Source organism: Pseudomonas sp. GW822-FHT02G04, from assembly GCF_058802085.1.
Window position 1 is genome coordinate 1 of record NZ_JBXANU010000057.1, and the last position, 1,864, is coordinate 1,864.

Annotated in this window: 1 protein-coding gene; it reads right to left on the reverse strand. The window is 63.7% G+C overall.

The window, feature by feature from the left end:
• Positions 1 to 1,864 (reverse strand): Ig-like domain-containing protein (locus tag AC1RO5_RS30875; protein ID WP_493179552.1); only part of this gene is annotated, 1,864 nt, incomplete at both ends.

Consider the following 1,864-nt stretch of genomic DNA (forward strand, 5'->3'; position numbering starts at 1 on the left):
GCGCTGTTCAGGGTGAACAGGTGGCCGTCGTCGACGTCGGTGTCGTTGGCCAGCACGTCGATGGTCAGGGTCTGGTTCTCTGTGCCGGCGGCCGTATCGGCCACCGCGAGCGGACCGTCGTTGGTGCCGGTGATGGTCACGTCCACCGTACTAGACGAGAGTGCACCGTGTTCGTCCTGCATGGTGTAGTTGAGTGTCACGTGCGTGACCGCACCTTGCGCTAGATGATCGAAGTCGTTGCCGGGGTTGAACACCAATTGGTTGGCGACCACGCTGGCGGTGCCCTGGCCGAGCGGGGCATTGGCGCTGTTCAGGGTGAACAGGTGGCCGTCGTCGACGTCGGTGTCGTTGGCCAGCACGTCGATGGTCAGGGTCTGATTTTCCGTGCCGGCGGCCGTATCGGCTACCGCGACTGGGCCGTCATTGGTGCCGGTGATAGTCACGTCCACCGTACTAGACGAGAGTGCGCCATGTTCGTCCTGCATGGTGTAGCTGAGTGTCACGTGCGCGACGGCGCCTTGTGCCAGATGATCAAAGTCGCTGCCTGGGGTGAACACCAGCTGGTTGGCGATCACGCTGGCCGTGCCCTGGCCGAGCGGCGCATTGGCAGTGTTCAGGGTGAACAGGTGGCCGTCGTCGACGTCGGTGTCGTTGGCCAGGACGTCGATGGTGAGGGTTTGATTTTCCGTACCAGCGGCCGTATCGGCTACCGCGACCGGGCCGTCGTTGGTGCCGGTGATAGTGACATCCACGGTGGAACTCGAGAGCGCGCCGTGTTCGTCCTGCATGGTGTAGCTCAGCGTTACGTGCTGGATGGCACCTTGCGCCAGATGATCGAAGTCGTTGCCAGGGGTGAACAGCAGCTGGTTGGCGACCACGCTGGCCGAGCCTTGGCCGAGCGGCGCACTGGCGCTGTTCAGGGTGAACAGGTGGCCGTCGTCGACGTCGGTGTCGTTGGCCAGGACGTCGATGGTCAGGGTCTGATTTTCCGTGCCGGCGGCCGTATCGGCTACCGCGACCGGACCGTCGTTGGTGCCGGTGATGGTCGCGTCCACCGTACTAGACGAGAGTGCGCCATGTTCGTCTTGCATGGTGTAGTTGAGCGTTACGTGCGCGATGGCGCCTTGTGCCAGATGATCAAAATCGCTGCCAGGGGTGAACAGCAACTGGTTGGCGAGCACGCTGGCCGTGCCTTGGCCGAGCGGGGCACTGGCAGTGTTCAGGGTGAACAGGTGACCGTCGTCGACGTCGGTATCGTTGGCCAGCACGTCGATGGTCAGGGTCTGGTTCTCCGTGCCGGCGGCCGTATCGGCCACCGCGACCGGACCGTCGTTGGTGCCGGTGATGGTCACGTCCACCGTACTAGACGAGAGCGCGCCGTGTTCGTCCTGCATGGTGTAGCTGAGCGTTACGTGCGCGACCGCACCTTGTGCCAGATGGTCGAAGTCGCTGCCGGGGGTGAACAGCAACTGGTTGGCGACCACGCTGGCGGTGCCTTGGCCGAGCGGGGCACTGGCAGTGTTCAGGGTGAACAGATGACCGTCATCGACGTCGGTGTCGTTGGCCAGCACGTCGATGGTCAGGGTCTGGTTTTCTGTGCCGGCGGCGACATCGGCCACCGCGACTGGACCGTCATTGGTGCCGGTGATGGTCACGTCCACGGTGGAACTCGAGAGTGCACCGTGTTCGTCCTGCATGGTGTAGCTCAGTGTCACGTGCGCGACTGCACCCTGCGCCAGATGATCAAAGTCGCTACCGGGGTTGAACAGCAATTGGTTGGCGACCATGCTGGCCGAGCCTTGGCCGAGCGGCGCACTGGCGCTGTTCAGGGTGAACAGGTGGCCGTCGTCGACGTCGGTGTCGT